Source organism: Microvirga sp. P4_A5 (genome assembly GCF_056402495.1).
Genome location: NZ_JBFUHH010000054.1, coordinates 21221 through 27719, shown reverse-complemented (window position 1 = coordinate 27719; position 6499 = coordinate 21221). Strand labels below are relative to the sequence as shown.

Here is a 6499-nt window from a genome sequence, read left to right as displayed (position 1 = left end):
GACGGCCTCCTCCTCCTACAAGCCCGCGATGCTGTCGAACGGCGTCCGCACCCTCGTCCCCGGCCACATCATGCCCGGCACCCGGGTCGTGATCATGACGGAAGACGGGTCGTACGTGGAACGCGCCAAGGACTAGGAGCGGCTCGCCGCCGCTCCTCTCGGAGAGCGACGCGACCTAGACCGCGCGTTGCTTTCCAGCCCGCCTCAGGCGGCGGCTGCCACAGCCTCGATCTCCAGCATCAGATCGGGTCGGACCAAAGCCGGGATGATATGGGTCGTCCAGGCCGGCACGTGGTCGCCCAGAATCTCCTTGGAGATCATGCTGACCTTCGCCCGTTCGGCCTCGCTCACCGGGCGAAATTTTTCGACGATGAGAGCCGTGCACTTGGCAATGTCCTTCACCGTCATCCCTGCGGCCTCCACATTCAGAACGAGGTTTCGCAGGGCGTTCCGCCATTGCTCCGCGTAATCGTCCGGCAACAATCCGTCCGGCGTCATCCCGACCTGACCCGACACGAATAACAGCCGGGCATTCGGGGCAATCTCGGCCGAATGGGTATAGCGGCCGATCGGCGGGGCGACATTCGGCGGGTTTCTGAACGTGATCATCGGGTCGTCCTCTCTGCGGAATGGCCGCGGGCTACAGAGACCCATCAAAAAATGCAATAAAATAAAGTCAAGCTTGGGGGGCTATGCCATCGATACGTTGTGACCGCGATGAATTCGGTCAAAGGTAGGAATATGCAAAGGCTTGCCGTCCTGCATCCAGATGACGATCGGCGTTACTGGCTTGCGGTTGCCGTGAAAGTTTATGGGCATATCGTCAGGGCATTCCTTCATGAATTCCCCTGAACAGCGCAATCTTGGGAAGACGCTCCCCTATCTCTGGTCGTTCCTGGCGGTCACTCTGGCGACGCTCGCGGGCCTCGCGCTGACGTCGCAGGTTCGCCTGCCGAACGTCTCGATGATCTTTCTTCTGGCGGTTCTGTATTCGGCGACGCGGTTCGGATTCGGTCCGGCGCTGTTTTCGTCGGTTCTGTCGTTTGTCGCCTACAATTTCTTCTTCATCGAGCCGCTGCACACCCTTTCGGTGACCGAGCCGCACGAAGTGCTGGCGTTGTTCGTCCTGCTGGCGGCCGCGATTGTGACGTCAACCATCGCCGGACGGGTTCGCGAGCAGGCGAGGCGGGCGGCGGAGCGCGATCGGACCTCGCGGCGCCTGTACAAATTCGCACGCGATCTATCGGCACTCGCCGATCGGGACATCGTCGCGGATCATGCGGCGAGGCGCGTCGGGGAGATTCTCCACCGCTCATGCGCGATTATGCTGACGAAGGACGGTCGCCTCACCCCGTCCGCCGTTTGGCCTTCAGATATCGAGTTGGAGCCGCAGCTCGCGGTGGCAGCCGAGATCGCGATGTCCGGTGGACCGGCAATCGGCGCGGGGCAACCTCCTAAAGATGAAGGCGGAACGTGGTTTTTCCTGCCTTTGCGCGCCGCCAGCGGGGTGATCGGTGCCTTCGGCATCGCCCGGACTGGCGACGCGCCCCTCGACGCAGCGGATCTGACCCTCTCCGAGACCATGGCGGAACTGACTGCGACGGCGCTGGAGAGGGCGCGCCTCGCCGGTGAAATTACGGACGCGCGCATGGCCACCGAGACCGAACGCATGCGCAATACGCTCCTGGCGTCCATCAGCCACGATTTCCGCACGCCGCTCGCCTCGATCCTGGGCGCCGCCACGAGTCTCATCGAATATGGAGGCCGATTGCCCGAGCCGGCCCGGCGTGACCTGCTTGATCAGGTGAAGGCCGAAGCCGAGCATCTCGACGGAATGGTCCGAAACCTTCTCTCTATCACCCGCCTCGAGGCCGGCGCCCTCGACTTCCATCCGGACTGGATCGACCTGCGGGAGCTGTTCGACCGCTCCGTCGCGACTGCGAGGCGGCGCGGGGCGACGCAAAGCTTTCAGGTGTCAGTCGAGAATGATCTGCCATTCGTTCGGGCGGACCCCAACTTGATGAATCAGGCGCTGTCGAATGTGGTGGGGAATGCTGTGCAATATTCCGGGCCCTGCGCCCATATCGTTCTGGCAGCGAAGCGGGAGGTCGACGTGGTGGTGCTCTCGGTGACAGATGATGGTCCCGGCATCAGTGCGGAGGCGCTGCCGCGCGTCTTCGATAAGTTCTCGCGGGCCGCGCCGCCGTCCGGCGAGGCGACGGGTCTTGGCCTCGCGATCGTCAAGGGAATCGCCGGGGCTCACCAGGGAAGCGTCGCTGCCATAAGCCCGGTGCGGCAGGGCCGTGGGACGCGTATCGAGATCAGGCTGCCGCTTCCGAAGGATGCTCCATGACCGGCCAGACACGCGTTCTCGTTGTGGACGACGAACCGGCCATCCATCGCTTTCTCACGCCCGCACTCGAGGCGAACGGCTATGAGGTGCTCAGGGCCGACAACGGCGCGCTTGCGCTTCGCAAGATCGCGTCCGATGCGCCGGATGTCGTCATCCTCGATCTCGGCCTGCCTGACATGGATGGCATGGAGGCAATCGGGCGTGTGCGCGAGTGGTCGGATGTGCCGATCATCGTTCTGACAGCGCGGGACAGGGAAGCCGAAAAGATCGCCGCGCTCGATTGTGGGGCCGACGACTTCGTCAACAAGCCCTTCGGCGTCGGCGAGCTGATGGCGCGCCTTCGCACCGCCTTGCGCCACCGCATGCGGCGCAACGGCGAGATTCCCGTTCTGCGGGTCGGCGGATTGGAAGTCGACATTCCTCGCCATCTCGTGACGTGGCAGGGCACCGAACTCGCGCTCAGCCCGAAGGAATTCGAGCTTCTGGCCCTCATGGCGCGCCATGCCGGAAAGGTCATGACGCATCGCCAGCTGCTGACGGCCATCTGGGGCGCCGCCCACGTGCACGACACGCAATATCTGCGGGTCTATGTCGGCCAGCTCCGTCAGAAGATCGAGCCCAACCCGTCGGATCCCAGGTTCATTCTGACCGAGCCGGGGATCGGCTACCGCCTCGCCGATACGACCTGAAGCCCGTTCAACGGCGGCTTTATGCGGCGTTTATATCCGGCGCTGTGATTCCCCATCGAAGCTTTATTCGAAAGACGTCATGTCTCCCGTCGACGCTTCGGCGGCTCCCGATCCGGGGGCGTGCCGACAGCGATATTGTGGCAGTTTTTGTGCAAGGCGCTGACCCCGTGAGACAGCAAGAGACGATGAACGCAGCGCTCGGAGGCCTGCCTGCCGAAGCGGCGAGTTCGGCCCATCCTTCCGATGTCCGCCCGTCGAATTTCTGGACTTTGGCCCTCGGTTCGCTCGGGGTGGTTTACGGCGATATCGGCACCAGTCCGCTCTACGCTCTGAAGGAATCGCTCACCGCCGCGGCGGCAGGAGGCGCCGTCACGCACGCCATGGTGTTTGGAATCGTGTCGCTCATCCTGTGGGCGCTGATCGTCATCGTCACCATCAAATACGTGCTGTTCATCCTACGGGCGGACAATAACGGCGAGGGCGGAACGCTCACGCTCATGGCTCTCGCGCAACGGGCTTTGGGCCACAACGTTCTGGTTGTCACGTTGCTGGGCATGGCGGGCGCCGCCCTTTTCTACGGCGATGCCATCATCACACCCGCCATCTCCGTCCTGTCCGCGGTTGAGGGGCTCACCCTCATCACCCCGGCGTTTACGGCATACGTGCTGCCCCTCAGCCTTCTTATCCTGGTGGGCCTTTTCGCGGTGCAGAGCCACGGCACCGCACGGGTCGCCACCTGGTTCGGCCCGATCACCGGATTGTGGTTTGTCCTCATGGCGATCGGCGGCATCGTCCACATCTGGGACCATCCGGGCATTCTTCTGGCAATCAGTCCGGTCCACGGCATGGCGTTCCTGTCTTCGCACGGCTGGGCCGGTCTTTTCGCCCTCGGCGCAGTGTTTCTGGCGGTCACGGGCGCCGAGGCGCTCTATGCCGATATGGGCCATTTCGGCCGGCGGCCCATCCAGACCGCGTGGCTATGGATCGTCCTTCCGAGCCTCGCCCTGAACTACATGGGGCAGGGGGCGCTGCTGCTGGCCGATCCGGGCAAGATCGAAAGTCCTTTCTTCCTCCTCTATCCTGAATGGGCAGTTCTACCGATGATCGGCATGGCGACGCTGGCGACGATCATCGCGAGCCAGGCGGTCATCACGGGTGCTTTCTCTCTCACTCAACAGGCCATTCAGCTTGGATTGCTGCCTCGCATGCGGATCCGGTGGACGTCTGAAACCGAAAAGGGGCAGATCTATATCCCCCGGGTCAATCTCCTGCTGCTGGTTGCCGTGCTGTTCCTCGTCGGCGCATACCGGACCTCCAGTGCTCTGGCGCACGCCTACGGGATCGCGGTCACCGGCACGATGGTGGTGACGGCCGTCATGGCGTTCATCGTCGTCTGGAAGCTCTGGAGATGGCCCTTGTGGCTCTCCGTCTCGGTGGTCGCGCCGTTTCTCCTCGTCGACCTGATCTTTCTTGCAGCGAACGCCCTCAAAATTCCTCAGGGCGGCTGGATGCCGCTGGTGGTCGGCGCGATGTTGGTCGCTCTCATGATGACCTGGAGACGCGGAACCCGTCTCGTCCTGTCCAAGACGCGCGCCGTCGACGTTCCGCTGATCGAGCTGGTCGGCATGCTGGAGAAGAGCAAGCCCTTCCAAGTGGATGGCACGGCCGTTTTCCTAACGAGCGATCCCGACAACGCGCCGCCCTCGCTGCTTCACAACCTGAAGCACAACAAGGTTTTGCACCGGCACAATGTGGTGCTGACCGTCAGAACCGACGATGCTCCCCGGGTCGCGGACGACAAGCGCATCGCGATCGAGCATGTCGGCGGGTCGTTCTGGCGCGTCTTCATGACATACGGCTACATGGAGACGCCGGATATCCCCGCCGCTTTGGCGCTCCTGCGGCAGAAAGGCCGGACGTTCGATTTCCCGGCGGCGTCCTTCTTCCTATCGCGTCGGACCATTCGCCCGTCGGCCCGGTCCACCATGCCGTTCTGGCAGGACAAGCTGTTCATCACTCTCGCCAAATCGGCCAGTGACGCGACGGAGTTCTTCCACATTCCCCCGAGTCAGGTCGTCGAGGTCGGCGCGCAGGTCGCGGTCTGACCCAGGCCGCGGATCACGCTTTGAGCCGCTACGTCAGGTTGGTTAGACCCGCCCATCGTTTCTTGATATGGCAACGGCGCTCCATCAGGACCCTGGCCATGAAGACCGCAACGCCCGCCGCCATCAACCCCCTCGTCCAGGATGTCGGCACCCCGCCGATTCCCGAGGCGCAAGGGTGGCTGGCGCGCTACGACGGGGCCCATGGTCCGGCCATGAACCTGTCGCAAGCGGTGCCGGGCTCCGCGCCCCATCCTCTGATGCTCGAGCGGTTGGCCGAGAGCGCCGGTTCGGCGGCGGCTGCGCGGTACGGCGCAATCGATGGCGACGAGGAATTGCGTCGCGCCTATGCGGCCGAAATGTCGGCGATCTACGAGGGGCGCATCGAGGCGCGCGACACGGCTGTCACGGCCGGGTGCAATCTGGCGTTCTTCGCCACCATGATGCTGCTCGCCCGCCACGGGGATGCCGTGCTGCTGCCGGCGCCGTGGTACTTCAACCACGAGATGAGCCTCGACATGCTGGGGATCGAGGCGCGGCCGCTGCCATGCCGCGCCGAGACGGGATTCGTGCCGCGGGTCGAGGATGCCGAGGCGCTGATCGACGGGAAGGTGAAGGCCATCGTCCTCGTGACGCCAAACAATCCAACCGGGGCGGTCTATCCGGGCCATGTCGTCGACGCCTTTGCGGCGTTGTGCAGAGACAAGGGCATTTACCTCGTCATCGACGAGACTTATCGTGATTTCTTGCCGAACGAGATGAACCGGGCGCATGGGCTCTTCGTCGACGATTCCTGGCGGCAGACGGTCATCCAGCTCTATTCGTTCTCGAAATCCTACGCCATTCCGGGCCATCGCACCGGCGCGATCACGGCCGACAGCGCCCTCATCGCGCAGGTGTCGAAGATCCTCGACTGCATCCAGATCTGTCCGCCGCGAACGGCTCAGGCGGTCCTGCCATGGGCGATCGACAACCTGCGAAGCTGGCGGGAGGAAAACCGCCATAACATCAATCACCGGGCCCAGGTGTTTCGGCAGGCCTTGACGCCCTTGCCGGGATGGCGAATCGAATCCGCCGGAGCCTATTTCGCTTACCTGACGCATCCATTCGCGGGCAGGAGCGCCCAGCAGGTGGCGGAAAAACTGGCGACGGAGCGCGGCGTGCTGGTCCTGCCCGGCAGTTATTTCGGCCCCGGCCAAGAGCGGCRGTTGCGCGTGGCTTTTGCCAATGTGGGTGCGGATGTCCTCATCGGCCTCACCAAGCGGTTGCGGGGATTCTCCGTCTGACGAGTGCGGGGATGCACCGGCGTCTGCCACATACCCCGCCGGCGCCCTTGGCGAAGATGCGCCGGACAG

General features: G+C 63.8%; 5 protein-coding genes and 1 pseudogene. 5 read left to right on the top strand and 1 reads right to left on the bottom strand.

Annotated features, from left to right (window positions below):
- Positions 1 to 136, top strand: a pseudogene (locus tag AC1DVM_RS14660) (elongation factor P); the annotation flags it as partial.
- Positions 137 to 204: 68 nt separating this feature from the next.
- On the opposite strand, the gene AC1DVM_RS14655 reads toward AC1DVM_RS14660, so the two are convergent.
- A complete protein-coding gene (locus AC1DVM_RS14655; RefSeq protein WP_477255346.1) occupies positions 205 to 609 on the bottom strand; it encodes a RidA family protein in 405 nt (134 codons plus the stop codon).
- A 229-nt stretch (positions 610 to 838) separates the two neighbouring features.
- Between AC1DVM_RS14655 and AC1DVM_RS14650 the strand changes: the two genes are divergently transcribed.
- The 4 genes from AC1DVM_RS14650 (at position 839) to AC1DVM_RS14635 (ending at position 6430) form a co-directional block, all read left to right on the top strand.
- The gene (locus tag AC1DVM_RS14650; RefSeq protein WP_477255344.1) at positions 839 to 2353 is read left to right on the top strand and encodes a DUF4118 domain-containing protein; all 1515 of its coding nucleotides are present in this window, start codon (positions 839 to 841) and stop codon (positions 2351 to 2353) included.
- Complete coding sequence (locus AC1DVM_RS14645) at positions 2350 to 3042, top strand: response regulator (RefSeq protein ID WP_477255342.1); 693 nt, start codon at positions 2350 to 2352, stop codon at positions 3040 to 3042. Before AC1DVM_RS14650 ends, AC1DVM_RS14645 begins: the two co-directional genes overlap by 4 nt.
- Before the next feature lie 185 nt (positions 3043 to 3227).
- Entirely contained in the window at positions 3228 to 5147 is a 1920-nt protein-coding gene (locus AC1DVM_RS14640) for a potassium transporter Kup (protein WP_477255340.1), read from the top strand.
- 98 nt (positions 5148 to 5245) lie between these two features.
- A complete protein-coding gene (locus AC1DVM_RS14635; protein WP_477255338.1) occupies positions 5246 to 6430 on the top strand; it encodes an aminotransferase in 1185 nt (394 codons plus the stop codon).
- The last annotated feature ends 69 nt before the right edge of the window (positions 6431 to 6499 follow it).

Coding starts and splice junctions, on each gene's coding strand:
- AC1DVM_RS14655 (WP_477255346.1), bottom strand. CDS start 609: ATGATCACGTTCAGAAACCCGCCGAATGTCGCCCCGCCGATCGGCCGC.
- AC1DVM_RS14650 (WP_477255344.1), top strand. CDS start 839: ATGAATTCCCCTGAACAGCGCAATCTTGGGAAGACGCTCCCCTATCTC.
- AC1DVM_RS14645 (WP_477255342.1), top strand. CDS start 2,350: ATGACCGGCCAGACACGCGTTCTCGTTGTGGACGACGAACCGGCCATC.
- AC1DVM_RS14640 (WP_477255340.1), top strand. CDS start 3,228: ATGAACGCAGCGCTCGGAGGCCTGCCTGCCGAAGCGGCGAGTTCGGCC.